General features: G+C 71.2%; 27 protein-coding genes. 25 read left to right on the top strand and 2 right to left on the bottom strand.

The window, feature by feature from the left end; translation table 11 throughout:
- Positions 1–2 precede the first annotated feature (2 nt).
- The 11 genes from ABZ622_RS26565 (at position 3) to ABZ622_RS26515 (ending at position 12,060) form a co-directional block, all read left to right on the top strand.
- A complete protein-coding gene (locus ABZ622_RS26565) occupies positions 3–1,358 on the top strand; it encodes a PLP-dependent aminotransferase family protein (RefSeq protein ID WP_360547243.1) in 1,356 nt (451 codons plus the stop codon).
- A gap of 245 nt (positions 1,359–1,603) precedes the next feature.
- On the top strand, positions 1,604–2,536 hold the full coding sequence (locus ABZ622_RS26560) for a Gfo/Idh/MocA family oxidoreductase (RefSeq protein WP_360547241.1): 933 nt from the start codon (positions 1,604–1,606) through the stop codon (positions 2,534–2,536).
- 304 nt (positions 2,537–2,840) lie between these two features.
- Positions 2,841–3,773 (top strand): winged helix-turn-helix domain-containing protein, encoded by a 933-nt coding sequence (locus tag ABZ622_RS26555; protein WP_360547239.1) that lies wholly within the window; start codon positions 2,841–2,843, stop codon positions 3,771–3,773.
- Between the two features lie 292 nt (positions 3,774–4,065).
- Positions 4,066–5,130 (top strand): phytanoyl-CoA dioxygenase family protein, encoded by a 1,065-nt coding sequence (locus tag ABZ622_RS26550; protein WP_360547237.1) that lies wholly within the window; start codon positions 4,066–4,068, stop codon positions 5,128–5,130.
- The gene (locus ABZ622_RS26545) at positions 5,112–6,479 is read left to right on the top strand and encodes a DUF6271 family protein (protein WP_360547235.1); all 1,368 of its coding nucleotides are present in this window, start codon (positions 5,112–5,114) and stop codon (positions 6,477–6,479) included. The genes ABZ622_RS26550 and ABZ622_RS26545 overlap by 19 nt, the downstream gene beginning before the upstream one ends.
- Positions 6,480–6,495: 16 nt before the next feature.
- Entirely contained in the window at positions 6,496–7,665 is a 1,170-nt protein-coding gene (locus ABZ622_RS26540) for a type III PLP-dependent enzyme (protein ID WP_360547233.1), read from the top strand.
- The gene (locus tag ABZ622_RS26535) at positions 7,666–8,235 is read left to right on the top strand and encodes a GNAT family N-acetyltransferase (RefSeq protein ID WP_360547231.1); all 570 of its coding nucleotides are present in this window, start codon (positions 7,666–7,668) and stop codon (positions 8,233–8,235) included. It begins immediately after the preceding gene.
- Between the two features lie 6 nt (positions 8,236–8,241).
- Entirely contained in the window at positions 8,242–9,450 is a 1,209-nt protein-coding gene (locus ABZ622_RS26530; RefSeq protein WP_360547229.1) for an MFS transporter, read from the top strand.
- Positions 9,451–9,569: 119 nt separating this feature from the next.
- A complete protein-coding gene (locus ABZ622_RS26525) occupies positions 9,570–10,250 on the top strand; it encodes a 4'-phosphopantetheinyl transferase superfamily protein (protein WP_360547227.1) in 681 nt (226 codons plus the stop codon).
- An 11-nt stretch (positions 10,251–10,261) separates the two neighbouring features.
- Positions 10,262–11,416 carry a P1 family peptidase gene (locus ABZ622_RS26520; RefSeq protein WP_360547225.1) on the top strand — a complete coding sequence of 385 codons (1,155 nt, stop codon included), beginning with the start codon at positions 10,262–10,264 and terminating at the stop codon, positions 11,414–11,416.
- A gap of 80 nt (positions 11,417–11,496) precedes the next feature.
- Entirely contained in the window at positions 11,497–12,060 is a 564-nt protein-coding gene (locus ABZ622_RS26515; protein WP_360547223.1) for a hypothetical protein, read from the top strand.
- On the opposite strand, the gene ABZ622_RS26510 is transcribed toward ABZ622_RS26515, so the two are convergent.
- Both ABZ622_RS26510 and ABZ622_RS26505 read right to left on the bottom strand, forming a co-directional pair.
- Positions 12,042–12,920 carry an acyl-CoA thioester hydrolase/BAAT C-terminal domain-containing protein gene (locus ABZ622_RS26510; RefSeq protein ID WP_360547221.1) on the bottom strand — a complete coding sequence of 293 codons (879 nt, stop codon included), beginning with the start codon at positions 12,918–12,920 and terminating at the stop codon, positions 12,042–12,044. The genes ABZ622_RS26515 and ABZ622_RS26510 overlap by 19 nt on opposite strands.
- A 202-nt stretch (positions 12,921–13,122) precedes the next feature.
- On the bottom strand, positions 13,123–14,007 hold the full coding sequence (locus ABZ622_RS26505) for a sugar isomerase (RefSeq protein WP_360547219.1): 885 nt from the start codon (positions 14,005–14,007) through the stop codon (positions 13,123–13,125).
- Between the two features lie 185 nt (positions 14,008–14,192).
- On the opposite strand from ABZ622_RS26505, the gene ABZ622_RS26500 reads away from it, so the two are divergent.
- From ABZ622_RS26500 to mmuM, 14 genes are all read left to right on the top strand, one after another.
- A complete protein-coding gene (locus tag ABZ622_RS26500) occupies positions 14,193–14,993 on the top strand; it encodes a DeoR/GlpR family DNA-binding transcription regulator (protein ID WP_124721081.1) in 801 nt (266 codons plus the stop codon).
- 282 nt (positions 14,994–15,275) lie between these two features.
- Positions 15,276–16,448, top strand: coding sequence for a Gfo/Idh/MocA family oxidoreductase (locus tag ABZ622_RS26495; protein ID WP_360547217.1), 1,173 nt, complete (start codon positions 15,276–15,278; stop codon positions 16,446–16,448).
- 349 nt (positions 16,449–16,797) lie between these two features.
- On the top strand, positions 16,798–17,790 hold the full coding sequence (locus tag ABZ622_RS26490) for an MBL fold metallo-hydrolase (RefSeq protein WP_360547215.1): 993 nt from the start codon (positions 16,798–16,800) through the stop codon (positions 17,788–17,790).
- A gap of 126 nt (positions 17,791–17,916) precedes the next feature.
- Entirely contained in the window at positions 17,917–19,287 is a 1,371-nt protein-coding gene (locus ABZ622_RS26485) for an ATP-binding protein (protein WP_360547213.1), read from the top strand.
- On the top strand, positions 19,284–19,709 hold the full coding sequence (locus tag ABZ622_RS26480; RefSeq protein WP_072485914.1) for a roadblock/LC7 domain-containing protein: 426 nt from the start codon (positions 19,284–19,286) through the stop codon (positions 19,707–19,709). Before ABZ622_RS26485 ends, ABZ622_RS26480 begins: the two co-directional genes overlap by 4 nt.
- On the top strand, positions 19,706–20,059 hold the full coding sequence (locus tag ABZ622_RS26475; RefSeq protein WP_259933687.1) for a DUF742 domain-containing protein: 354 nt from the start codon (positions 19,706–19,708) through the stop codon (positions 20,057–20,059). Before ABZ622_RS26480 ends, ABZ622_RS26475 begins: the two co-directional genes overlap by 4 nt.
- Positions 20,037–20,651 carry an ATP/GTP-binding protein gene (locus tag ABZ622_RS26470; RefSeq protein ID WP_360547210.1) on the top strand — a complete coding sequence of 205 codons (615 nt, stop codon included), beginning with the start codon at positions 20,037–20,039 and terminating at the stop codon, positions 20,649–20,651. Before ABZ622_RS26475 ends, ABZ622_RS26470 begins: the two co-directional genes overlap by 23 nt.
- Positions 20,648–21,922: a cytochrome P450 gene (locus ABZ622_RS26465; RefSeq protein ID WP_360547208.1), complete on the top strand. Its 1,275-nt coding sequence runs from the start codon at positions 20,648–20,650 to the stop codon at positions 21,920–21,922. Before ABZ622_RS26470 ends, ABZ622_RS26465 begins: the two co-directional genes overlap by 4 nt.
- A 104-nt stretch (positions 21,923–22,026) precedes the next feature.
- Entirely contained in the window at positions 22,027–22,422 is a 396-nt protein-coding gene (gene sepF, locus ABZ622_RS26460; protein WP_266621820.1) for a cell division protein SepF, read from the top strand.
- Between the two features lie 117 nt (positions 22,423–22,539).
- Entirely contained in the window at positions 22,540–23,751 is a 1,212-nt protein-coding gene (locus ABZ622_RS26455) for an ATP-binding protein (protein ID WP_360547205.1), read from the top strand.
- On the top strand, positions 23,748–24,116 hold the full coding sequence (locus ABZ622_RS26450) for a nucleotide pyrophosphohydrolase (RefSeq protein ID WP_124721090.1): 369 nt from the start codon (positions 23,748–23,750) through the stop codon (positions 24,114–24,116). Before ABZ622_RS26455 ends, ABZ622_RS26450 begins: the two co-directional genes overlap by 4 nt.
- 123 nt (positions 24,117–24,239) lie before the next feature.
- The gene (locus ABZ622_RS26445) at positions 24,240–24,833 is read left to right on the top strand and encodes a DUF6099 family protein (protein WP_360547203.1); all 594 of its coding nucleotides are present in this window, start codon (positions 24,240–24,242) and stop codon (positions 24,831–24,833) included.
- Positions 24,834–24,960: 127 nt separating this feature from the next.
- Complete coding sequence (locus ABZ622_RS26440) at positions 24,961–25,884, top strand: LLM class F420-dependent oxidoreductase (RefSeq protein ID WP_360547201.1); 924 nt, start codon at positions 24,961–24,963, stop codon at positions 25,882–25,884.
- Between the two features lie 57 nt (positions 25,885–25,941).
- Entirely contained in the window at positions 25,942–26,865 is a 924-nt protein-coding gene (mmuM, locus tag ABZ622_RS26435) for a homocysteine S-methyltransferase (RefSeq protein ID WP_360547199.1), read from the top strand.
- Positions 26,866–26,911: the final 46 nt, after the last annotated feature.

Here is a 26,911-nt window from a genome sequence, read left to right as displayed (position 1 = left end):
TCATGCGTACAATCCGGTGTATGGCAGCTTCGCGGTACAAAACGCTGGTCGACGCGTTCGCACGCGACATCCGGACCGGGCGGCTCGCCGCGGGCGTGCGGCTGCCGACACACCGCGGGCTCGCCGCTCGTGAGGGCATCGCCGTGGTGACCGCGACCCGGGTGTACGCCGAACTGGAAACGATGGGCCTGGTGAGCCGGGAACAGGGCCGCGGCACGTTCGTGCGTGACATCGCGGTCCCCGCCGGTCACGGCATCGATCAACAGATCGTCGCCACGGATGCGGTCGACCTCAACTTCAACTATCCGTCGCTGCCCGGGCAAGCCGATCTCCTCCGGCAGACACTGCGAGAGGTGGCCACCTCCGGTGATCTCGACTCGCTGTTGCGCTACCAGCCACATCGAGGGCGTCCCCAGGACAGAGCCTCGATCGCGCGGCACCTGAGGCGTCGGGGAATCACCACTGACGCGGATCGGATCCTCATTGCCAACGGTGCGCAGCACGGCCTGGCCATCACTGTCATGGCCGCGCTCAACGTCGGCGATGTCGTCGCGGTCGACGCGCTCACCTACCCGGGTTTCAAGGTGCTCGCGCATGCCTTTCATCTCGACCTGGAACCCATACCCGTAACCGCCGACGGGCCGAATCTCGATGCCCTGGAGAAGCTCTGCGCGACGCGCCCTGTGCGCGCGATCTACACCATGCCCACCTTGCACAACCCTCTGGGCTGGGTCATGTCGGCACCTGACCGGACCCGCCTCATCGAGATCGCTCGGCAGTACGGTCCACTCCTCATCGAGGACGCCTCCTACGCCTACCTGGCGGAGGATCCGCCACCGCCCCTGGCCGCAATCGCGCCGGACATCACCGTCTACGTCTCGGGGCTGTCCAAGAGCGTCGCCACCGGTCTCCGGGTCGGTTTCGTCGTTGCCCCGCCCGCCGCGGTGCCCTCGCTCGAACGCGCGATTCGGGCGACCACCTGGAACACCCCGGCCCTCACCGCGGCGATTGTCTGCCGCTGGCTCGACGACGGCACGGTGGACCGCCTGGAAGCGCTGAAACGAGACGACGCCAGGACCCGCCAAGCACTCGCCGGACAGGAGCTGGCCGGCCTGCCCCTCATCAGCCACCCCTCGTCCTACTTCGCCTGGCTGCCGCTGCCCGACGACGCACGCGCCGACCGCCTGACCGCCACCCTCGCGCGTCAGCACATCTCGGTATCCACGGCCGAGCCGTTCACCACCTCGATGCACACACCGCAAGCGATCCGCCTCGCTCTGGGCTCCACCGATCTGGACAGTCTCCGGTCGACACTGCGCACAGTGCGACGCGTAGCCGTCGAGGACGCCCACGCTTGAACTCCCCCCGCTCGGCCGGTTCCTGCCCACAGGTCCGCCCGCGCCGAGCGCCGTCGCACGAATGAAGCCGCGGCGGATCTTCCGCAAGGACCGCTGGGCGGGCGCTCGGTCGGCCCGGCGGCTGTGCGAAACTCGACCGTGCGCCGCGCCGCACCGACCGGGTCGTCAATTCCACGTCCGCCGTGTTCCGGTCAGTTCGGGTGCGCCGGGCCGCAGGCCTGTCACCTCGAAGGGAAGCTCTCCGGATGCGCATCGGGATCGTCGGCACCGACAACAGCCATGTCGACCAGATCGTCCGCCACCTCAATGTCGAGAAGGCCGGCGGCGACGCGCGGGTGGTGGCGCTCGGCGGCGGTCGCGGCCCGCGCAACGACGCGCTGGCGGCAACCGGAGGGATCGCGGCGGGCGTCGACGAGCCCGCCGGCCTGCTCGGGCTGGTCGACGCCGTCGTCGTCGCGGACCGGGACGGCGCGAACCACCGGCAGCAGGCGATCCCCTTCCTGACCGCGGGCCTTCCGGTCTACGTCGACAAGCCCCTCAGCCACACCGTCGCGGACGCCCGGGCCATGATCGACACCGCACGTGCCCACGACGCGCCGCTCACCTCCTCGTCGGCGCTCCGCTGGATTCCCGACACCGAGGCGCTGGTGGCCCGGTCGGCGCAGGGAGGCACGCCGCAGCTGGTCGTGGTGTCCGGGCCGGCCGATCCCGATGGTGATCACGGCGGGATCTTCTTCTACGGTATCCACGCGGTGGACATCGCACTCAGGCTCGCCCCCGGCGAGATCTCCGGCGTCCGCACCGACATCACCGGCACCACGGTCGTCGTCTCGTTCGTCGCCGGTGCCACCCGCGTCGTCGTGAACCTCGTCAGGCCGGGCAGCACGGACCAGATCCCCTTCCACGCGATGACGTTCACCCGGCAGAGCATGGTCCAGCAGACCCTCACTCCGAGGGCGGACTACTGCGTACCCGGCCTCGAAGTGTTCCTGGAGATGGCGCGCACGGGCACGCCGCCGATCGGCTACGGGGACCTGCTGCGACCCATCGAGGTACTGGAGTCCGTCGTCACCGCCCTGCGGGAGGCGTCCGCCACCGCCTCGCCCGAGGTGCCCGACGCTGCCCTGCGGGAGGCGTCCGTCATCGCCCTGCATGAGGCGTCCGCCGACTCCCGCTGAGCCGGGTCCACCGCGCCTCCGGGCTCCGGCGCCGTGATGCGCCGTGATGCGCCGTGATGCCCGCGCGGGTTACCGGCAGGCGAAGGGATCCGGTCCGACTGGCGTATTCCGTAAGGCAATTGGCCTGACGGGATCACGATACGCGTGCGTCGGTTCGCCATGAGTGATGTCGGTGTGACCTGGGGCACAAGATCCTTGACAGTCGCCGGACGGTTGCCGAAAGCTCGTTCATCATTGGTCTGGACCACAATGAATGGGCGGGGTTCATGTTCGAGCCGTCACGTGCTTCTGCCGTGGGGAACTGATGGACCGACAGTTATCCGATGTGCGGCTGGCGTTGTGTGAGTTATGGCAGGCGTTCGGGGCCGCCGCGCTGCTGGTCCGGTTCGGCCCCGACGTTCCCTGGCCCCACTCCTCCTGGGCCCGCGAGGCGCACGGTGCGCTGACGCCGCGACTGCGGTCGGTGGTCGCTCTGGCGCGGACGCGCGGGCGCATTCCCTCGTTCCTGACCGGGGGTGTCACCTCCCGGAAGGCGAATGTCGCGGACGAGCTGGACGGCCTGGCGCACACCCCGGCCGGGCTCGTCCGTGACGAGCTGGCCCGCGAGTACCCACAGGCCTTCAACGATCCCCTGATCGCCGCCCTGATCCGCGAACCGGAAGTACAACTGCGCTACTTGGCGGTCGAGTTGGCCAACTTCTGGCGATCCGCGATCGAGCCGCGCGGGGGCGGTCTGGCCCGCTGCCTGGAGGAGGAGATCCTCTTCCGCTCGCGCACCCTGGCGATGGGCGGGGGAGCGGCACTGCTCCGTGATCTCGGGCTCCCGGTCGAGCGCACGGAAGGCGCGGACCGGGTGACCGCGGTGCCGATGCTCTTCGCGGACGGCACCCACTGGTGGTCGGCCTCCGCCGGGCGGACCGTGGTCGCCTTCGCCGCGCGGGGAGCGGGACTCCTGCACAACGGCCCGGAACGGGACGGTGCCGGGCAGCCCCCGCGCGAGGACCGGCTGGCGATCCTGCTGGGCCGGGGGCGCGCGTCCGTGGTCCGCGAGCTGGCCGTACCGATCACCACCTCCGCGCTCGCCGACCAGCTGGGACTGGCCGCGAGCACGGTCTCGCAGCACCTCTCGGCCCTCGTCTCCGCAGGCGTTGTGCAACGCCACCGGGCCGGCACCCGCGTCCTGTACGAGCTGAACCGTTCGGGCGTCACGCTCACGCAGTGCCTGATGAATCAGTGAGGTGGACGGCGCCGCCGCACAGGCGTGACGGACAGTCGAAGCGGCCGGCCGGAGCCCTTTCCGAGGTGATTCGGCGTACACCGAAAGGCTTGTCCGTCCCACTGCCGTCGACAAGGGTCGAGGTGGGGAACTGCTCGGGCCAGGCCCGTGGCCCGGCCCGACGCCCGCCGTTCACGGCGGCCGCGCCGAGGCCGTTCCCCGGCACCCACCGCGGTGATGTGCCCGGACCGGATGCGCTGGGGGAGCGGCCGGTCCGCTCAGCCACCGAGAACTTCGAGCCTGGAGTGACTGCATGCCGACGCCCACCCCGTATCTGCATCGAGCCCCCTCGGACCTCCCCTACTTCAGCTCGGACGGCGAGGCGTATCTGACGCAGACGCCACTGAGGGACATCCGCAAGTCGCAGGAGCTCCGGGTGCTGTCCCAGGAGGACTTCGACTTCTGGCAGACCTATGGGTACGTCATCGTCAGGGAGGCCATTCCCGCCTCGGCGGCGCGGCGCCTGCTGGAGTTCACCTGGGACTTCCAGGGGCTCGACCCGGCACGGCCCGAGAGCTGGTACGAGGACAGGCCGTTCCGGAACGACCTGGACCGCGAGCTGCATGTCTACGGCTTCGTCGAGGCGTACCACCACCAGCTCATCTGGGACAGCCGGCAGGCCCGGCGTGTGTACGACGCGTTCGTCGACGTCTGGGACTGCGAAGAGCTGTGGGTGACGCTGGACCGGCTCAATCTCAATCCGCCCAACATCAAGAACCGCGATCGCGCGCTCATCGCGCCCACGGACAAGGGCTTCGACATCGAGCTGCACTGGGATGTCGACACCACGCTCGGCGTTCTGCCGCAAAGGGTCCAGGGGATCATCGCGCTCAACGACACCCGGCCTGAGCTGGGCGGTTTCCAGTGCTCGCCCGAGCTGTTCCGCCGGTTCGAGGAGTGGAAGACCGCTCAGCCCACGGACCGCGACCCGATCAGACCGGACGCCGACCCGGGCGATTTCCCCGTGGTGCGGCCCGAGTTGAGCGCCGGTGACCTGCTCATCTGGAACGGGCTGCTCGCGCACGGGGTGGCACGCAACACCTCGGAGAACGGGGTGCGCGCGGTGCAGTACCTCTCCATGATGCCCGCGCTCGAATCGCACGAAGACCTGAGGCGGTCCCGGATCGAGTCCTGGCGCCGGCTCGGCACACCGGACTGGAACAGGACGCTGGTCGGCGACGCCACCAGGCACGAATCCCTCAGGTACGGCACCGCCGCGCTGAACGGCCTCGGTGAGCGGCTGCTGGGCCTGACGTCCTGGAACGAGCGGGAATCCGAAGAGCCGAAGGGAGAGCCGGCATGCGCCGTATCTGCCTGACCCTTCCGACCAACCGGCCCTGCACCGCCGCGATCTCGGCCATCGGCGAGGAGGCGGACCACGCGGCCGGCCAATTCGGCGTCGAGGTGCATCTGCTGATCCTGGACTCCTGCGGGAAGGACGCGTTCACCGAGCACGCCGAGTTGGTCGCCAAGGCCCGCCGGGCCCCGAACGTGATCACGCACCACCTCGACGAAACACAACAGCGGGACTTCCTGCGCCGGGCGATCCGGCGCTCCGGTGCCGCCGAGCCGGATCTGATGCTCGATCTCATGCTCCCGTCCGGCGTCTCCTACGGTGCCTGCACCAACCGTGCGTTCCTGATCGCCGCCGCGCTCGGCTGCCGTTCGGTGCACCGCAGGGACTCCGACAGCACGTATCAGGTTCTGAACGGCGAGACGGTCTTTCCGATCCACCATGAGCTGACCTCGCTCGGGAAGAGAGCGGCCGACGCGGCGGGCGGTGTGTCCGAGACGGTGCTCGACCCGGCACACGCGGCCAAACCGGTGGCGATGGTGGGCAGTTCCTTCGTCGGCGAACTGTCCGTGGACATCGGTGAGATAGCCCGGCTGGACAACGACATCTACCACGACGTCGTCAGCCTGTGGGCGCCTCGCCACTGGCCGGACGAGCAGAGACGGGAACTGGTCGAGGAGTCCTTCCGGGGAGCGGGCACCGAACCGTTCGTCCGCGACCACTCGACCCTGACCCATGTCGATCCCATGCGGGTGGACATGTGCAACATCAGCTTCCTGGACGAGGTGTACGAGCGGGTGCCACTGCCACCCGCGACCGACACCATCGGCAGCGACTACTTCCTGATGCACCTGGTGCACGACGGCACACTCCCCGGCGTACTGCACAACCGCAACATCGTGAACCACTACACGGCCGAGCGCCGCACCGACGCCGGATTCATGGCCTACCAGCTGCGATTCACGAAGTTCTTCCTGTCGATGCTCTACTTCAACTTCATCTACGAGCGGATGGCGGCGGCCGGTGCCGCGCTGCTCGACGACGACTTCCACGTACGCCCGGAGACGGTGGCCGGGCTGGCCAGGCGGAGCGCCGGAGCGGACCGTGAGGAGAACGTGCACCGGCTGGACGTCATCGAGCGCTCCTACCGCCGACTGGGGGGCAGGTACGCCGAGTTCGCCGAGACCCTGGCATCGCGAGGCCGACAGCTGCTCGAAGAGGCCCAGGCGGACATCGAGGACTTCGCGCTGCTGACCGAGGCCTGGCACTCCCTGGTGCGCGCGAGCAGATCCACCGCCGTCCACCGGCCGGCCGCGTCCGCCGCCGTCCACCGACCGGCCGAACCCGCCGGCGTTCATCGGTCGAGCCGCTAGGCGGGCCTGGATCATCATGCATCTGAACACCCATACGCGCGCTGCGCTGGAAGCCGCCGACGAGGACCGGATCGTCTTCGACCTCACGGGAATCCAAGCGCAATACGATTCACTGTTACGGGAGTTGCCCGGCATCTCCGTCCGGTTCGCCATGAAGTCCTGCCCCGTGGACGAGGTCCTCTCCCGGCTCGCGGAGAAGGGGTCCGGATTCGACGCGGCGAGCCCCAACGAGATCGCGCAGGCCCTCAGGACCGGTGTGCCGGCCGACCTGATTCATTACGGCAACACCATCAAGTCCGACGGGAACATCGCCGAGGCCCACCGCCTCGGCGTGCGGACCTTCGCCACCGACAGCCTGGAGGACGTGGCGGCGATAGCGGCCCACGCCGCCGGATCCCGGGTCTTCTGCAGACTGGCCACCAGCGGCGACGGAGCACTCTGGGGCCTCAGCCGCAAATTCGGCTGCTCCGGAACCGACGCGGTACGCGTCATGGTGGCCGCCCGGTCGGCCGGACTGACACCGGCCGGGCTGTCCGTCCACGTCGGCTCGCAGCAGATGACACCGGAAGCCTGGCAGGACGCCATCGAGCGCATCGCAGATGTGCTCACGGCCCTGAACCGCCGGGGCATCTTTCCCGACCACATCAATCTCGGCGGCGGCCTGCCGGCTGCCGGCTATCTCGACAGCCGGGGAATCCCGCTGGACCCTCCGCTGGACAAGATGTTCGCGGTGATCCGGGAAGGACTCCAGCACCTCGGGGCGGTCTCGGAAAGCCCGCTGGACTTCGTCATGGAACCGGGCCGTCATCTGGTCGCCGACCACGGTGCGATCAGGGCACATGTGTCCCGGCTGTCCTCCCGGAGACAGCTCGACGGCGAACGCGAACACTGGCTCTATCTGAGCTGCGGAAAGTTCAACGGCCTTTACGAGATGGACCAGTTGCAGTACCGGCTGCTGTTCCCTTCGCACTCCGGTACGGAACACGTCCGGGCCGTTGTCGCGGGCCCCACCTGCGACAGCGACGACGCCTACGACCACCGGCACAATCGAGTTTCCGTGCCCGGATCGGCCGCCTCGGGGGACCCGGTCTGGATTCTCTCCAGCGGTGCCTACGCCACTGGCTACATGACCCAGGGATTCAACGGTTTCGATCCCCTTCCGTACACCTGCGTCGAGGGCCGATAGATGGACCGTGATGTGTGCGTACGCCGTATCTCGGAGCGGGACTGGGGCGCCGTCGTGGCACTGGAGGCCGGTGCGTACACCGCCGCCGGACTCTCGGAAGGCCGGGCGGCCCTGGAGTCCCGGGCCGATGCCTCGCCCGCCACCTGCTTCGTGCTGGACCACGGGAACCGGACCGTGGGCTATCTGCTGGCACTGCCCTATCCGATGTTCGAGTATCCGGACCTGAACCGGACGGAGGACATCGTCTTCCACTCGCGCAATCTGCATCTGCACGATCTCGTCATCGCCGAGGAATTCCGCGGCAGGGGGTTGGCGAAGAGGCTGTTGCGGCATTTCACCGGAACGGCGGGGGCGAAGGGGTACGAGGGAATCTCCCTGATCGCCGTCCTGGGCAGCGACACCTTCTGGGCGGCGAACGGATACCGGGCCCATCGGGAGGTCACACCCCCGACGGGTTACGGCGCGGACGCGGTGTACATGTCCCGGGCCGTGCCGGGCGCCCACAGCAGGAGAACGAATCCCGCCCGCGCGTCGTCGCGACGGGCACCTCTGGAAGACGAAGTGGGCTGATTGCCGATGTCCGGCGTTACCGATCAATTCCGCCGAGCACAGCTCGCGATCGCAGCGTTGTTCTGCTTTCTCGGATTCCAGTACGCGACCTGGGCATCACGGCTCCCCGCGATCAAGAGCCGGCTGGACCTCACGGAGGCGGAACTGGGCCTGTTGCTGATGGCCTGCGGCGCGGGCGCGGCCGCGTCGTTCCCCCTCGTGGCGATACTGATGAAGCGCATGGGCTCACGACGACTCGCGGTCCTGTCGGCCGTGGTCCTGAGCCTGCTCCTGCTCGCACTGTCGGCAGCCCCCAACTACCCGGTCGCCCTCGTCGTCATCTGTTGTGACGGGATCGCCGTCGGCAGCCTGAACGTGGCGATGAATGCCCAGGGCGCCGCGCTCGAAGTCACCTATCAGCGCACCGCCATGGCCAGACTGCACGCGACCTTCAGCGCCGGTTCGCTGTTCGCCGCGCTCCTCGCCTCCGGTGTGAACCTGCTGACCACGGACGTCACGGTGCACTTCGGTGCGGCCGCGGTCCTGCTGCTCCTGCTGATCGGACTGACCAGGTCGGGGCTGCTGACCGAGGACCGGCAGCCCCCGGCCGGGAACTCGGCCGGGGCGCCCGCCGAGGAGCAGAGCCGCCGCAGGCTGAGCATGCCGTCGCGCGTGACGATATGGATGGGCTTCGCGATGGTGTTCGGCACGGTCACCGAGGGCGCCATGAACGACTGGTCCGCGCTCTACCTGAAGGACGTGGCCGACGCGGCGGCGGAACTGGCGCCCATGGGCATCGCGGTGGTCTCGGTCATGATGGTGCTGGCCCGCGTCTTCGCCGACGGCTGGCGCAGCCGCTGGGGCGACGGGCGCATCGTCCGTGTCGGCGGTGTGGTGGCCGGTACGGGGCTGGCGCTCGCCCTGCTGGCCGGCGGTGTGGTGCCGACACTGATCGGGTTCGCCTGCGTCGGCCTGGGCGTCGCGGCCGTGACGCCCTGCATCTACGTGGCGGCGGCAGCGCAGGGCACGGACGCCCTGGCCCTGGTCGCCGCGATGGGGACGACGGGCCTGCTGGCCGGGCCCGCGCTGATCGGCTTCATAGCGAGCGCCGGCAGCCTGGTCTGGGGAATGGGCGCCGTCGCCGCCTCGGCGATCCTGGTGTCCCTGTGCGCCACACGGATCCGCTGGCCGGTGCTCGCCGAGTCGGAACCCCGGGTCCTGAGCCCCGAGAGCTGAGCCCCGGGACCCGGGCCCCGGCCGTGAGCACGGGCGCTCCGGGGCCCGGTGACCCCGGCCGGTTGGGTGAGCTCCCGGCACCAGGCAGGATGGTGCTGTCCAGCCGGTAAGGGGAGATCATGATCGAGAAAATTCTACCGTCCCGGGTAGCGGTGGCAGAGGCGTTCTCCGACCTGCCCGACGCCGTGCTCCTGCCCGCTGAGGAGGAGCTGACCCGCGGCTTCGTGGCCAAGCGCCGCGGGGAGTTCGCCACGGCGCGTCACTGCGCCCGCCTCGCCCTCGGATCGCTGGGCATCCCTCCCGTCCCCATCCTCAAGGGCGCGCGGGGTGCCCCGCTCTGGCCGGAGAACACGGTCGGAAGCCTGACCCACTGCACCGGCTACCGCGCCGCCGTGGTGGCCCACCGGGCGGACGTGCGTTCCGTCGGCATCGACGCCGAGTGCGACGCGCCGCTCCCCGCCGACGTGCACGGCAGCATCGCGCTGGCGACGGAACGGCGGCGCGAGCGCGAACTGTGCCTGGAACAACCGGGGATCAACTGGGACCGGTTGCTGTTCAGCGCGAAGGAGGCCGTGTACAAGACCTGGTACCCGCTCACCCACCGCTGGCTGGGCTTCGAGGAGGCCGACATCGAGCTCTGCCCGGACGGCAGTTTCACCGCCGAGATCCTGACCTCCGACCTGGAACCGGCGGCCGGTACGGGAGCGCCGGCGGTCCCCGGGGTCTTCAGCGGCCGCTGGCTGTCCGAAGGCGGTCTGCTGCTGACCGCGATCGTTGTCGAGGACACCCCCGCACCGTAATCTCTGTCCGCATGAGTGACGATCACCCTGGTGAAGAGCGCAGGCGCGCACGCGAGTTGGGCATTTCCCTGAACGGCGAGCCCGGGAGGTGGAACGCGATCACGGACGTCCCCGGCGTCGAGGTCGGATACGTCACCCTCGTCGACGGCGACGACGTACGCACCGGAGTGACCGCGCTGCTGCCGCGCGGCCGGGACGGTGTGGGCACCCCCTGCGCGGCCGGCCGGCACTCCTTCAACGGCAACGGTGAGATGACCGGCACCGCGTGGATCGAGGAGACCGGCTCGCTCGCCGTTCCGGTGGTCATCACCAACACGTACGCGGTCGGTCCGGTGCACCGGGGCGTGGTCGAGTGGGTCCGCGCCAACTGCAGGGGCATGGCGCCGGAGTGGCTGCTGCCGGTCGTCACGGAGACCTGGGACGGTCATCTCAACGACATCCACGGCTCGGCCGTGGAGTCCCGCCACGCGGCGGAAGCGATCGAGGCGGCGGCCTCCGGCCCGGTCGAGGAAGGATGCGTCGGCGGCGGTACGGGCATGCGCTGCTACGGCTTCAAGGGCGGCTCGGGCACCGCGTCGCGCGTGGTGGAGTACGGCGAGGACCGGTACACCGTCGGAGCCTTCGTCCAGGCCAACTTCGGAGCGCTGCGCGAACTGGTGGTGGCCGGTGTGCCGGTGGGCGGCGAGCTCGCCGGTCCGGCCGGGTCGGCGGCCCCTCAAGCGGTCCCCCGGGCGACGGCCGACGGGGAGCGCCCGGTGCCGCCCGGCGCGGGTTCGGTGATCGTGGTGGTGGCGACCGACGCACCGCTGCTGCCGGGGCAGTGCAAGGCGCTGGCCCGCCGGGTGACGCTCGGTCTGGCCCGTACCGGCACCACCGGCAGCCACTTCTCCGGGGACCTCTTCCTGGCCTTCTCCACGGCCAACCCGTCCGCGCTGACCAGCACGTTCCCCGAGAACGACGGCAGCGCACCGTACGAGTCGATGCGCTTCGTGCCCTGGGGCCGGATGGACCCCTTCTACGGCGCGGTGGTCGAGTCGGTGGAGGAGGCGGTGCTCAATGTGCTCACCGGCGCGCAGCCGATGACGGGCCGGGCCGGCCACCACGTCCCGGCGCTCCCGCTGGACCGGGTGACCGAACTATTGGCGGCGCGCGGAGCGGTGTCATAGCCCCACGGACCGGGGCGCTCGCAGCCGCTTCGCGGCGGGCTCGTTGGCCGGGTACAGGTTCGTCGGCCATACTGCCCGCCGTGGAGCAGCGCATAGATCCGAACACTCAGCCCGGATACGCCGCAGGGACAGACCCGGCGTTCATCCCCGGTCTCACGGCCCCCGTCACGGCCAGGAAACCGGACACGAGCCTGGAGCAGCCAGACCTGGAGGAGACAGAACCGGAACAGACAGAACCGGAACAGGCGGAGCAGGAAAAGCCGAAGCAGGAGAAGCCGGAGCAGGACCACCCGGAGTCGGAAGCGGCGGCGGAGCGATCGGCCGACGACGCCGCTCCCGACGACGGTGACAGCGAGGCGGCGGACGGTCCCTCGTTCGAGGTGAGCGACCGCCGAGGCTCGATCACCGCGGACCGTGCGGGGGTCCGGTTCCGGCTGGACGACCAGGAAGCCGACTTCCGGTGGGACGAGATCGGTGCCGTAGAGGTGAAGTTGCCCCGGTTCGGCCGCCGGTTCACCGTCACTGTCCATATGTCGACCCGGCGGTGGTTCAACGCCGAGGTCGAGGCACCGGCCAGGAGCAGCCTCAAGGGGTGGGCGGCGGAACTCGACGCGGTGCTGGACGCCTACTTCGAGGAGTCCTGACCCCGGCCGTGCGGTCCGGTGGGCGGGGCCGACGGCCGTCCCGCCCGCCGGTCCCCGCCAGGCCCTCGGGCCGGGCCGTGCGGGCCGCGGAGCGCGTCGAGGATGTGCGGCCAGGCGGCGGCCCCGAGCGCCGCGTCCGCCACGGCTGAACCCCCGTAGCGGAACTGCGTGGAGGCGGGCGCCAGGCCCTCGCCGGGCAGTCGCGGGCGGTGGCCCGCGCCGGGGCCGCCGACGACCCGTACGGGCAGTCCGGCCGCTCTGCGGCGGGCGGCCAGCTCCTCGGCGCAGGGCAGCGAAGGCCACATCGCGTCGTCGTCGCCCGCGACCAGGACGAGATCCGCACCGGACCTCTCCACCGGGATCGTCGCCGCATCGACGCGACCGGCGAACGTGCGCCGGCTCTGCTCGTACCAGCCGCGGATCGCGACCGAACCGCCCTCGGGCCGGGCGGGCGCGGGCGTCCAGGAGTCGTCGTACGGGACGAACGGCAGCGGCTCGCCGCGCCAGGTCCACGAGGACCGGTGGGGCCGGGCCCGGCCGTCCTCCCCGGGCCCGACGTTCGCCCAGGTGAGCGACGTGGGCGAGAGCGCCACCACGGCGTCGACACCGGGCAGGAGCACCGCCAGATGCAGGGCGGCCTCCGCGCCCTTGGACGTACCGAGCACGCCGATCCGCCGTGCGCCGCCCGCGCGCAGCAGTGCGATCGCGGGCTCGAAGGTCTCCAGCGGGACCTCGCAGATGCCCGGCGGCTGCCCGGAGCCGCCGAACCAGCGGATCGACAGGGCGGCCATGCCTTCCCGGGCCAGGACCCGGCACCGCTCTTCCTCGATCCGCCCGCTGGACCCGGAGAGCACGAGCACCCCGACCTCCGGATCACCGGCCGGGCCGTGCGGGGGCCTGGCGAGAAACCCCTCGCGAACGCCCTGGTGAGGGGCTCCGTGAGGGGTTTCGCGAGCAGCCCCGCGAGCGCCGTCACCCGGACCGGATTCACCGGGATCGGATTCACCGGGATCGGGTTCACCGGGATCGCGGAAGACGCGCTCGACGATGTGCATCGGACGGTCAGGCGTCCGTGAGCACGACGGAACGGGTCAGGTGGCGCGGGCTGTCCGGGTCCAGGCCGCGGGCGACGGCACGGGCGATCGCCAGCCGCTGCACGCGCACCAGGTCGGCCAGCGGGTCCAGGCCGCTGTCCACCCAGCGGGCGCCGGTCGCCAGCACCTGCTCCGCGAGCCCGTCGGGGGCGGTGCCGAACATCCAGGTCGCGGTGCCGGCGGTGGCGATGCTGATCGGACCGTGGCGGTACTCCATCGCGGGGTACGACTCGGTCCAGGACAGCGACGCCTCCTTCATCTTGAGCGCCGCCTCGTTGGCGAGCCCCGCCGTCCAGCCGCGTCCGAGGAAGGTGAACTGGGTGCACTCCACCAGGCCCTCGGGCAGCGGCTCGGCCAGCGCGGTCTCCGCGTCGCGCACCGCTTCCTCGGTGTGCAGACCGAGGTGGGCGCGGAGCAGGGTGAACGCGGTCGTGGCGAACCGGGTCTGCACGACGGACTGCTCGTCGGCGAACTCAAGGACGACGACGTCGTCGGCCGTCGTCATGACCGGAGTGTTCGGGTCGGCGGTGATGGCGACGGTACGGGTGACACCCCGGAGCCGTTCGAGCAGTTCCAGCACCTCGGTCGTGGTCCCCGAGCGGGTGAGGGCGACGACCCGGTCGTAGCCGCGGCCGAACGGGAACTCCGAGGCGGCGAAGGCGTCGGACTCGCCCTGACCGGACCCCTCACGGAGCGCGGCGTACGCCTGGGCCATGTAGAACGAGGTGCCGCAGCCGACGACGGCGATGCGCTCGCCGGCGGCGGGCAGCGCGGCCGACTGCGTCTCGGCCAGCTCGGCGGCGCGACGCCAGCACTCCGGCTGACTGGCTGTCTCGATCTCCACAAATGACACTTTTGCACTCCGTACTCGTAGTGGGATGCTCGTTTACGCACGTTATACGCGACCTACGAGCATTATCAAGCATCCTGCGTGCAGGAGGCTTGACTGGGCGGAGCCTTGTGCCACGCTTGCGCGTGTCCGGTGACCGTACCCAAGGGGATGGGTGCCCGAAGCCCGGGCTCGTAAGGAGAGTTGCCTTGTCCAGGGATGCCCGGTGGAACGCGCTGCTGGAACTCGTCGGTAAGAACGGCCGGGTGGACGTCGAGGACGCCGCCACGGCGCTGGACGTCTCGGCCGCGACCATCCGCCGCGACCTGGACCAGCTCGCCGAGCAGCAGCTGCTCACCCGTACCCGCGGCGGCGCGGTGGCGCACGGCGTCAGCTACGAACTGGCCCTGCGCTACAAGACCGGCCGCCACGCCCCGGAGAAGCAGGCCATCGGCCGCGCGGTCTCCGAGCTGGTGGCGGTGGGCGAGGTGGTGGGGCTGACCGGCGGTACGACGCTGACCGAGGTGGCCCGTTCGCTGGCGGTGCGCTCCGACGTCGTCGGTGAAGGCGCGACCGGGATGGGCGGGCAGCCGACCCTGACCGTGGTCACCAACGCCCTCAATATCGCCAACGAGCTGGTGATCCGGCCGCAGATCAAGATCGTGGTGACCGGCGGAGTGGCCAGGCCCCAGTCGTACGAGCTGACGGGCCCGCTGGCCAGTGGGGTGCTGGGTGAGATCACCCTGGACGTCGCCGTGCTGGGCGTCAACGCCATCGACACCGAGCGCGGTGCCTACGTCCACCACGAGGGCGAGGCCAGCATCAACCGCCTGCTCGCCCAGCAGGCCCAGCGCGTGGTCGTGGCCGCCGACTCCTCGAAGATCGGCAAGCGGGCCTTCGCCCGGGTCTGCGACCTGGCCCAGGTCGACTTCCTGGTCACCGACGAGGGGATCACCCCCGAGGCGACCGCCCGTTTCACGGAGGCCGGGGTCACGGTCATCGCGGTGTGAGCACCGGCCGCCCGGCGGCGGGGGGTCGTCCCGGACGCGGGGCGACTCCCCGCCGTTTCTTTGTGTGAGCCGCTTCTTTGCTTGCGCCGGGGCGGCTCGATGCTTGCACCGGGGCGGTTTGATGCCAAGTGATGTTCGTTAAGTCCATGAAATGAACAACTCTTGCCACTTGCGTGCGCTGTCGTGAACTATGTGTGTGTCGCCGTGCAGGAGCATCGGCCGCACCTCCCATCCCCGTACGAACCCTCCCGCACCACCAGTACAGCCAGAGAAGGGACCCCCGTGTCAGACCTGCGACTCGGCGTCATCGGGCTCGGCCTGCGCCGTTCCATCGCGACCTCCGCCCACCACCCCGGACAGGGTTCGGCGATCACCGCCGTCTGCGACCTCGACCCGGAGGTGCGGCGGCGCGAGGCCGAGCAGTTCGGTGCCGACGTCGCGGTCGAGGACTACAGGCAGCTCCTCGGCCGGGACGACCTCGACGCGATCGTCGTCGCCACTCCCGACGACACCCACGAGACCATCGCCATCGACGCGCTTCGGGCCGGCAAGGCCGTCTTCGTCGAGAAGCCGCTCGGGATCACCGTCGAGAGCTGCGACAACATCCTGCGTGCCGCGTACGAGACCGGGACCCGGCTGTACGTCGGGCACAACATGCGCCACATGGGCGTCGTGCGGCTGATGCGCGACATCATCGCCCGCGGTGACATCGGCGAGCCCAAGGCCGTGTGGGTGCGGCACTTCGTCGGGTACGGCGGTGACTACTACTTCAAGGACTGGCACGCCGACCGGACCCGCACCACCGGCCTGCTGCTCCAGAAGGCCGCGCACGACATCGACGTACTGCACTGGCTGGCCGGGGGCTACACCCGCCGCGTCAACGCGCTCGGCGACCTTCTCGTCTACGGCGACCTGCCGCGCCGGGAGGCGGACACCCCGCGCCCGGCGAACTGGCTGCGGGAGTTCGACTGGCCGCCGACGGCCCGCAAGGACCTGCACCACATCGTGGACGTCGAGGACGTCTCGGTGATGAACATGCAGCTCGACAACGGCGTCGTGGCCGCCTACCAGCAGTGCCACTTCACCCCCGACTACTGGCGGAACTACACCGTCATCGGGACCGAGGGCCGCCTGGAGAACTTCGGTGACGGACCCGGCGACGAGGTCAAGGTCTGGAACACCGGGCCCAGCGGATACCGCGCCGAGGCGGACATCACCTACCGGGTGCCGGAGGCCGGCGGCTCCCACGGCGGCGGGGACAGCCGGATCATGGAGGAGTTCTGCCGGTTCGTGCGCGACGGGGGCGTCACCGACACCTCGCCGGTCGCCGCCCGGATGAGCGTCGCCGCCGGTGTGCTCGCGACCCGGTCCCTGCGCGAGGGCGGTGCGCCCTTCGAGGTGCCGGCCCTCGACCCCGAGCTGATCGCCTACTTCGAGGGTGGCCAGGTCCGGTAACGCGCACGGGTGGTGCGACTGGTCCGCAGTTGCGGAGACCTTCGGGGACGGTGCCTTTCGGTGCCGTCCCCGAAGGTCTCCGTACGACTGTTTTCGGTCATGCTCGGTGGGTAATCGGCTCATTCCGGTTTGCCGGCCACCCGGTGGGCGTTCGGTGAGATGTGTGATGTCGCCGGGTGAATTGGGTGGGATTGCAAGGAAGGTGACGGGTGGGGGTGGCGTGTGCCGGTCTCGCAGGGTCACCGTGGGCACGTCACCGGAGGACCAGGGGGGCGATTTCAAGCCAATGAGATCTCGTGGTGGCCGAGTTCGAACGCGTGGCCGGATCCCGATCGGCATAATCGCGTCCATGTCGATCACGGGTGGAGACGTCGTTGACCTGGGGCGGGGCCTTCACGCATGGCTCCCGCCGAAACGGGGCTGGGGGCTGGCCAACTGCGGTCTGCTCGTCTCGCCCCGCGGTGCGCTGTGGATCGACACCCCGTACGACACCGTGCTGGCCGGTCAGTTCCTGGCCGAGTCCACGAAGCGGCTGCCGGACGGCGTCCGGATCGACCGGGTGATCGTCACCCACGCCAACGGGGACCACTTCTGGGGCGCGGGCGTACTCCCGGACGCGGAGATCATCGCGACCCGCGAGGCCCGCGAGCACATCCACTACGAACCCACCCCCAAGCAGCAGCACGCCCTGGTCGCCTCCGGCGATCCGGCCACCCCGCTCGGGGGCTACCTCGCGCGCCACTTCGGCCCCTTCGACTGGTCGCGGACCGAGCCGGTGCTGCCGACCACCTACTTCACGGGTGAGCTCGAACTGACCCTGGGGGAGTACCCGGTCCAGATCTCCGCGCTGCCGTCCGCGCACACCACCGGCGACCTGCTGGTCCATCTGCCCGCCCAGGGCGCCGTGTTCACCGGGGACATCATCTTCTCCTCCACCCCGGAGCAGCCGGGCGACCACCCGGTGCACTGGGCAGGCCCGCTGAGCAACCTCGTCTCGGCCTGCGAACGCGTACTGGAGACCGGTGCCGAGACCGTCGTCCCGGGGCACGGCCCGATCCTCGACCGGGCCGGGGTGCGCGACCACATCGTGTACCTGGAGTACGTGCGTGAGCGCGCCCACGCCTTCCACGCGGCCGGGATCCCCGCCGTCGAGGCGGCCCGCCGGGTCATCGGCGAGGGCCGCTACCAGGAACTGGGGCTTCCGGAGCGGCTGGTGGTGACCATCGGCAGCGAGTACCGGCAGCTCGACGGCTCCGAACTGCCCGGCGTGCTCCAGGTGATGACCGAGGTCGCCGTGGTCGCTCAGGAATTGGAGCAGCCGGATGAGCCGGCCGGACCCTAGGGCCTGGCCGACCCCGATCCGCCGGACAGGCCCCAGGACCCGTCCGGATGAGCCGGCCGGACCCGCGGAACTCCGGCCACCGATCCGGCCGGAAGACCGGTCCGACAACAGAAACGCGGTGACGGCATGGGTTGGATAGTGGCGGTGATCGCCGCCGCCGCTGCCGTGGCGGCAGCGGTCCGCGCACAGAACTCGGCGCGCGCCGAACGCATCGCCGCGGCCCGCGCCGAGCTGGCCGAACGGCAGGCGAAGGCCGCCGAGGCCCGCACCGCGGCCCTCACCGACGAGATTCGCCAGCTGGCCCGCGAGCGGATACCCGCCGCCGCGCTCGCCCTGTCCCACCCCACCGCCAAGGTCCCCGGACTGCGCGAGGCGGCCGAGGTCGACGGCGGCTCCGCGCGGCTGCTCACCGAGGCGGTGCAGGCCGCCCGCACCGCCGTCGTCGAGGAGCGGGGCCGGGTCGACGCGGCCGCCCGCGCGGCGATGCGCGGCACCTCCGCCAAGATCCAGTCCCTGCTCAACCAGTCCCAGCAGCTGCTGCACGAGCTCCAGCACGAGTACGACGACCCGCGCATCCTGCAACTGGACTTCCGCAACGAACTGGCGTTGCGACGCACCCAGGCCACCGCGGTGCTCTGCGACGCCTGGCCCGGCCTCGCCCGCCAGAACTCACCGCTCGTCGAGATCGTGCTCGGTGCCCAGTCCCGCGTCGCCGGCTACGAGCGCATCAAGGTCGCCAACCATCTGCGCGACGAACGGCTCACCCTCGTAGCCCGCGCCGCCGAACCCCTCGCCATCGCCCTGGCCGAGCTCCTGGCCAACGCCACCGCCTACTCGCACCCCGACACCGACGTCCAGGTCACCCTCCAGCAGAGCGGCGGCCGGGGCGCGTTCCTGGTGGTCGACGACGCGGGCATCGGCATGGACGGCGACGCGCTCGACCGGGCACGGGCGCTGCTCGCGGGTCCGCCCGAGGTCCTGCTGACCGAGCTGGGCGATCCCCCGCAGACCGGCTTCGCCGTCGTCGGCCGACTGGTGCTGCAGTACGGCTTCCACTGCCACATCGAGGACTCGCCGTTCGGCGGCATGCGCACGATCCTGCGCGTCCCCGCCCATCTGCTGACCGTGCTGGAGGACGACCGCAGCCTCTCCGCCCTCGCCCCGACGCCGGTGCGGACGCAGGCCACGCCCGCCGTTCCCGCCCCGACCGAGCAGGAGGCCGCCCCCGTGCCGCAACCCGCCGGCGGCGAGGCACCCGCGCTGCCCAGCCGACGCCGACGCGCACCACGTCCCGCGCCGGCCCGCGCAGCCTCCGCCGACGCCGCCCCGGACCGCGAACAGGTGCCCCGTACACCCGAGCAGGCCGGGGCTTCCTGGGCGGCACTCCAGCAGGGCACCCTCAACGGCAGGAACGTCGCCGGACCGCCATCCACACCCGCACCGGACGACCACGAACACCCGGACGACCGGGACGACCAAGGAGACGACCAGACGTGAGCGCCCCCACTTCCACCACCGGCGACCTCGCATGGGTGCTGACCCCGCTGCTGGAACTGCCCGGAGTCCAGCACGCCGTGGTCGCCACCGGCGACGGCCTCGTCGAGGGCGCCTCGCCCGGCCTGGACCGGGCCTCCGGCGAACGGGTCGCCGCCATGACCGCCACACTGCACGCCGCGGCACGCGCGTTCACCACGGCCTTCACCGACGTCGAGGCGCCGCGCCTGGCCCAGACGGTCGTCGAGTCCGACCAGGGCTTCGCCATCGTCGTACCGGCCGGGAACAACACCACGCTCGCCCTGTTCGCGGAACCCGGGGCCAAGCTCGGCGACATCGCGTACCAGATGCAGGTGCAGGTGACCGCCCTGACCCGGGCGATGAACGCACCCGCCCGCCGGCCGGACACCGCCGCCCGGCCATGACCTCCGGTCCGGGGCGCCGTCTGATACCCCCCTACCTGGTCACCGGCGGCCGGACCCGGCCCGCCGGTCCCGCACTCGACCGGCTCGACATCCTCGTGCGCGCCGACACCGAGCTGCCCCAGGACACCGGCTCGGAGCAGCGCAGACTCTGCGAGCTGCTCGAACCGGGGGCGCTCACCGTCGTCGAATGCGCGGCCCACCTGGACCTGCCGGTCAGCGCCACCGTCTTCCTGGCCACGGACCTTGCGGCCGCCGGACATCTGCACACCCGACCGCCCGTCCCCAGCGCCGGGGAGATCGACCGGTCGCTCGTCGAGAGGCTGCTCGTTGGACTCCGCTCCCTCCACTGACCGCACCGGCGTCGGCTATCTGCCGCCCGCCGCCCGGACCCTGATGAAGATCGTCGTCACGGGTCCGTTCGGCGTCGGCAAGACCACCCTGATCCGTACGCTGTCGGAGATCGCCACGCTCCACACCGAAGAGGCGATGACCCAGTCCAGCACCCGGCTCGACGACACCGCCGGACTCCCGGACAAGACCACGACCACCGTCGCCGTCGACTTCGGCCGGCTCACCGTCCTGGACGACCTGGTCCTCTACATGTTCGGCACCCCCGGCCAGCAGCGGTTCCTGCCGCTCTGGGAGGACATCGCGCGCGGTGCGCTCGGCGCACTCGTACTGGTCGACACCCGCAGGCTCGCCGACTCCTTCGCGGTCATGGACATGGTCGAGGAGCAGGGGCTGCCCTACACGGTCGCGGTCAACCGTTTCCCCGACGCCCCCGCCCACACCGACGAGGTCCTGCGCAAACACCTCGACCTCGCCCCCGAGACCCCGCTGGTGCAGTGCGACGCCCGCGAACGCCGCGGCAGCATCGACGCGCTGATCGCGCTGGCCGAGCACGTACTGACCCGGATGCCCAGGCCCGAGGACCCGTCATGACACCGTACGTACAACCGCCGGAACCCCTCGCCCTGTACGGTCCGGAATTCGCCGCCGACCCGCGCGACCACTACCGGCGGCTGCGCGAACACGGCCCCCTCGCGCCCGTCCGGCTCGCCCCCGGCATCGACGCCCTGCTGGTCACCGACTACCAGGCCGCCGTCGATCTGCTCCGCGACACCCACACCTTCACCAAGGACCCGCGCGCCTGGCAGGCCACCGTCCCCGACGACTCGCCGGTCCTGCCCGTGCTCGGCCACCGGCCCACCGCGCTCTTCAGCGACGGCGATGTGCACGCCCGCTACCGCGGCGCCATCAACGACAGCCTCGCCCTGATCGAACCGCACGTCCTGCGCGCCGAGGTCACCCGGGTCGCGGGGCGCCTGATCGGCGAGTTCGCCGCCACCGGCAACGCCGATCTCATCGCCCAGTACGCCCGACGGCTTCCGCTGCACGTCTTCGTCACCTGGTTCGGCGTGGAGCCGGGCGACGGCGAACGCATCGTCAACGGCATCGCCGGCATGTTCAACTCCGCCGAGAACGCCACCACCGCGTACGCCGATCTCGTCGAGGTCGTCACCGAACTGGTCGCCGCCCGGCGTGCCCGGCCGCGCCGCGACCTCACCTCGTACCTCCTGGGCCACCCGGCCGGTCTCGACAACGACGAGACTGTGCGTCAGATCACCCTGATCATGAGCGCGGGTCACGATCCGACGACCAATCTGATCGGCAACGCACTGCTGCACATGCTCACCGACGCCCGCTACGCCGGGTCGCTGCACGGCGGCGCGATGACCGCCCACGAGGCGATCGACGAGGTCCTCTGGCAGGACCCGCCGCTGGCCAATCTCGCGGCCCACTACCCGCGGCACGACACGGAGTTCCACGGCGTGCGGCTGCGCGCGGGACAACTCCTCCTGGTCTCCTACGCCGCGGCCAACACCCGCTCGGCGCCCGGCCCTTCGGACTCCGCGGTCCGCTCCGGGGCCAGCGCCCACCTCGCCTGGTCCGCCGGTCCGCACCGCTGCCCGGCGAAGCAGCCGGCACTGCTCATCGCCATGACCGCGATCGAGCAGCTCACCAGCCAGCTGTGCGACGCGGAACTGGCGGTTCCGGCCGCTGGGCTGAAATGGCGTCCGGGCCCCTTCCACCGCGCGCTGATCCGGCTTCCGGTACGGTTCACCCCCGTCGACATGAGCGCGGAGGCCCACCGGCACAGGACCGCCGGGGAAGCCGCGGACGGGCCGCCGGCGGTGCCGATCGGCCCTTGAGCCGTGTCGGTGGTACGCCGAACGGGTGAGTGGCGAGAGAATTGCCCGATGAACAGCGAGCGCAGCGGGCGCAACGCCGACCGAAGCACAGACGGGGTGGTCCGGTGAGCAGGTACGACAGGTACGACGTCACGGACGAGCAGTGGGAGGGGCTTGCCCAGGTCGTACCTCTGCGCAGCCGCAACGAGTGGCCGTCCAGGGTGGATCACCGCACGGTCGAGGAGGCCGAAGCGGCCGAGCAACGGCGACTCGTCGTGCTGCGGGTCCAGGTGTTCGCGGACGCACGGGAGGTGGCCGAATATCTGGTCGCGCAGATTCCGGTGCTGCTCGATCTGACCAGCGCCGAGACGGATGTGGCCAAACGCATCCTGGACTTCACCAGCGGGGTGGTCTTCGGCCTCGGCAGCGGAATGCACCGGGTCGACCGGAATGTCTTCCTGCTGTCCCCGGTCGGCATGGAGGTCGAGGGAGTCACGGCGGCGGGCCTTCCGGGTTCGTAGGAGGGCCGCGGGGGCGGGCGGTGGCCGGGGCGTGCGAGGTGTTCGACGTACCCCGATCGTAGGAAGGTCGTTCAGGCGGAACGATTCGCCTGACGGGGGCCCGCATACCGTCCGCCCATGACTGCACTCCGCCCCGAGACCTTCCCGACGCCGTCCGCCGCCTCGACCGTGCCCGACGGCACGTCCCTCACCGCACGCGTGCCGGTCCGCTCCGCCGGACCCGTTGTCACCGAGCTGCGCCTGTCCGCCTTCGCCTCGCACCGGGGCGCCGCCTTCCCCATCGGCCCGGTCACGCTCTTCGGCGGGCCCGGCGGCAGCGGCAAATCGAGCGCGTTACAGGCGTACGAGGCGCTGGCACGGCTGGGCGGCGGAGAGCCGCTGGACGAGGTGTTCCCGGATCCGGCGGCCTGTGTGCCGGAGGGGGCCGCGGCCGATGCGCAGGGCCGCCGCGGCTTCCGGATCGGCTGTACGGCGGACGGCCCGGCCGGGCCGGTACGGCTCGACGTGGCCATCCAGGCGGAGCCCACCCTGCGCATCGTCGGCGAACGGCTCACCGGCAGCGGCGAGACCCTGCTCACCACCGCGTTGCGCGACCCGGGGCGCGCCACGGTCCAGGCGGCCTGGCACACCGCGGGCGTGGTCCCCGTGACACGGGCGCCGCTGCCGGACGACCGGCTCGGCACGGCCCTGTTGCCGCTGCGGGTCGCGGGCCGGACCGAGGGGCAGTTACGGGTCCTGGCCGCCGCCGAACAGATGGTGGTGGCCCTGCGGTCGGTCTTCGCGTGCGAACCGCGGCCGCAGTGGATGCGGGCCCCCGTGCTGGCCGGTGACGACCGGCTGCGGCGCGGCTGCGACAACCTCGCCGCGGTACTGGAGCGTACGCACGCGCAGTGCGTCCAGCGCCATGCCCGGCTCGTCGCCGCGGCGCACGCCGGGTGCGCGGGGACGGTGACCTCGCTGGGCGTCGAACGGCTCGGGGACGGATCGCTGCGGGCGGTGCTCGGGCGGGACGGGGGACGGGCCACCCCGGCCGAGCGGCTCGGGGACGGCGAGCTGCGGTATCTCGCCCTTGCCCTGGTGCTGCTCACCGGTCCGGGGGCGGTGGCGGTGGACACCGCGGGGGAGGTGCCGTCGGCCATGCAGACCCTCGCCGTGCTGGCCGACGGACTCGACCGGGACCTGGACGGCGGGCAATTGCGCGAACTGCTCGCCCTGGCCGTGTCGGTCGGGGCGGCCGGGCACCTCAGGCTGATCGGGACGGTCACGGAGCCCAACGCCGAACGGGCCCGGAAGACGCCCGGGGTGACGGTGGTAGACCTGGAGCCGTGACGGAACTCGATGTACAGACCCTGCAGCGACGACTGGCCGCGTTCGCGGCCGCACGTGACTGGGAGCAATACCACACTCCGAAGAACCTGGCGGCGGCGCTGAGCGTCGAGGCGTCCGAACTGGTCGAGATCTTCCAGTGGTTGACGCCGGAGCAGTCGGCGCGCGTGATGGAGCGGCCCGAGACGGCGCACCGGGTGGCGGACGAGGTCGCGGATGTCCTCGCGTATCTGCTCCAGTTCTGCGAGGTGTTGGGCATCGACGCGCTCTCCGCGCTGTCGGAGAAGATCGACCGGAACGAGTCCCGATTCCCCGTGCCGGAGGGCCAGGAGTCCACGGAAACGGGTGATCGTCACTCTTCGGAGTGATCGACTTGCCCACAATCGATTTTGTGTCCACAGATTTCCGAATTCCCCTGGCTTTTCGGTACCGGTGACCTCACTGTGGGTAATGAATGAGGTGAGCGGCTTTTCGTACGGACGGGGGAACGCATGGAAGCGGAACGGCTTGTGGGAGTCAGCCGGCGTGCTCTGGCGCAGAGCAGGGGTACGCCGGACATCATCGCGGAGGCCTGGCAGGCCCAGGCGCTGGCCCAGGCGATCGGCGGCCGCCTGGCGGCCGACGGGCCCAAGGAGTTACGGGGAGAGGCGCGCGGGCTGAGTGAGATCGGCGGGCGGAGCAGCGGTTCGCTGGACCATCCGGCGGCGCGCGCCGCGGTGGCAAGGGCCGCGCAGCTCTCCGGGCTGGCCGACCCCCGGGCGACGCTGACCGGGCTGGGCGCACTGCTCGGAGAGGTGGGGATGGCACTGGTCGGGGTCGCCTGCGAGACCGATGAACAGGGGCTCTACTGGCAGTGCATGGAGGCGATCGACGCGGCCGACGAGTCGATGGACCGGGTGCACGGAATGCTCCGCCGCCTCGACGAGCACGAAAGGGAGCGGCAGCAGGATCTGGAGCGCGGCCGGGGGCGGGACGGCCCGTACGGCGTGCACGGGGCGAACGGCTCGTACGGCGCGGCCGGCGAGGTCGGCGGGCCCGCCGGTACGACCGCGGCCGGCCGGGGTCGCGCAAGGCTCCGGGAGTGACCGTGCGGCTCCAGGGGCGGTGCCGGGACGGGAAGGGGGCGGGTGACTGTACCGGAGTCCGGCCGCGACGGCGCGGGGGAGACGGGAGGGGAGGGGCGACCGGTGGCCGGAGGTGCAGGATGGATGCATGGATCTTCGAATCTTCACCGAGCCCCAGCAAGGGGCCGACTACGACACCCTGCTCACCGTCGCCAGGGCGACGGAGGACCTCGGCTTCGACGCCTTCTACCGCTCCGACCACTACCTCCGCATGGGGCCGGGGGACGGGCTGCCCGGCCCGACCGACGCCTGGATCACCCTGGCCGGGCTGGCGCGTGAGACCAAGCGGATCCGGCTCGGCACGCTGATGACCGCGGGGACCTTCCGGCTTCCCGGTGTGCTCGCCATCCAGGTCGCGCAGGTCGACCGGATGTCCGGCGGGCGCGTCGAGCTGGGTCTGGGCGCGGGCTGGTTCGAGGAGGAGCACAAGGCCTACGGCATTCCGTTCCCCAAGGAGAAGTTCGGCAGGCTGGAGGAGCAGCTGGAGATCATCACCGGGCTCTGGGCGACCGAGGCCGGCAAGACGTTCGACTTCGACGGCACCTATTACCAGCTCACCGATTCGCCCGCGCTGCCCAAGCCGGCGCAGGCCAAGGTGCCGGTGCTGATCGGCGGCCACGGTGCGACGCGTACCCCGCGACTGGCCGCCCGCTACGCGGACGAGTTCAACATCCCCTTCGCGTCGCTGGAGGACAGCGAGAAGCAGTTCGGCCGGGTCAGGGACGCGGCAACGGCGGCCGGCCGCGCACCGGACGACCTGGTGTACTCCAACGCCCTGGTGGTCTGCGTCGGCAGGAACGACGCCGAGGTGGCACGCCGCGCCTCCGTCATCGGGCGTGAGGTGGCGGAGCTGAAGGCGAACGGGCTCGCGGGCTCGCCCGCCGAGGTGGTCGACAAGATCGGCCGGTACGGTGCGATCGGCTCGTCCCGGATCTACCTCCAGGTGCTGGACCTCGACGACCTGGAGCACCTGGAGCTGATCTCCGCGCAGGTCCAGTCCCAGCTCGGCTGAGGCGCCGGGACCGAGGGCAGCGCGAGGATCAGGACGCACGGACAGAAGGAGTCACCTGTGCACCCCGCCCGTACGCTTGCCGGCGCCCTCACGGCGGGGCCGCTCCTGCTGGACGGGGGCCTGTCCAACCAACTGGAGGCGCAGGGCTGCGACCTGTCCGACGCCCTGTGGTCGGCCCGGCTGCTGACCGACGGGCCCGGACAGATCGAGGCGGCGCACACCGCCTATCTGCGTGCGGGTGCGCAGGTGCTCATCACCTCCGGCTACCAGGCGACCTTCGAGGGGTTCGCGCGGCGGGGGATCGGACGGGCGGAGGCGGCCGGGCTGTTCGCCCGCAGCGTCCGGCTGGCACGGCGGGCCGCCGGTGCGGTGGAGCGGGACGTCTGGGTCGCCGCCTCGGTCGGCCCGTACGGGGCGATGCTGGCGGACGGCAGCGAGTACCGGGGCCGGTACGGGCTCACCGGCCGGGAGCTGGAGCGCTTCCACCGCCCCCGGATCGAGGCGCTGGCCGCCGCCGGGCCCGATGTGCTGGCGCTGGAGACGGTGCCGGACGTCGACGAGGCAGAGGCGTTGCTGCGGGCGGTCGAGGGGTGCGGGCTGCCGGTCTGGCTCTCGTACAGCGTGGCGGGTGACCGTACCCGGGCGGGCCAGCCGCTGGAGACGGCCTTCGGGCTGGTCCGGGGGCACGACGAGGTGGTGGCCGTGGGGGTGAACTGCTGCGATCCGGCGGATGCCGGCCGGGCGGTGCGGGTGGCCGCCGAGGTGACCGGGAAGCCGGTCGTCGTCTACCCGAACAGCGGCGAGCGGTGGGACGCGGGCGGCCGTGGATGGGTCGGTGCCCCCACGTTCGAGCCGGGCAGTGCACGGGCCTGGCAGGACGCCGGGGCCCGGCTGATCGGCGGCTGCTGCCGGGTCGGCCCGGACACCGTCGCGGCACTGGCCCGGCTGCTCGGCACGACGGCGGCCGACGGGCCCATGTAGGGCGCGACGGGTGTGGCAGCGCGCCGCGGCGCTTGTCGGGGTGATG

The organism is Streptomyces sp. NPDC007164 (assembly GCF_040634135.1).
Lineage (GTDB): Bacteria > Actinomycetota > Actinomycetes > Streptomycetales > Streptomycetaceae > Streptomyces > Streptomyces sanglieri.
This window is presented reverse-complemented; position numbering and strand designations above follow the sequence as displayed.